This window comes from Acinetobacter sp. ANC 4636, assembly GCF_054454555.1.
Genome location: NZ_JBTKVD010000055.1, coordinates 1 through 241, shown reverse-complemented (window position 1 = coordinate 241; position 241 = coordinate 1). Strand labels below are relative to the sequence as shown.

General features: G+C 52.3%; 1 protein-coding gene. It reads left to right on the top strand.

Annotated elements, in window-relative coordinates:
* A partial coding sequence (locus ACX1N5_RS15745; protein WP_458803585.1) for a hypothetical protein occupies nt 1-241 on the top strand: 241 nt, incomplete at both ends.

Here is a 241-nt window from a genome sequence, read left to right as displayed (position 1 = left end):
GCACGGTGACAACATTGTAGTCAATAGCACCACCAATGCCGATGGCAGCACCAACTATCAAGTTGCAACCGCCAAAGACCTGAGCGTGGACAGCATCACCGCAGGCAACAGCCTGTTGAACAATGCGGGCTTAAGCATCAACGATGGTACAGGCAACGTGACCCATGTGACGGCAACAGGCACACAGGTGAGCGATGGTACACATAGCAGTAACTATGGTGCCAATGGTTTCAGCATTGTG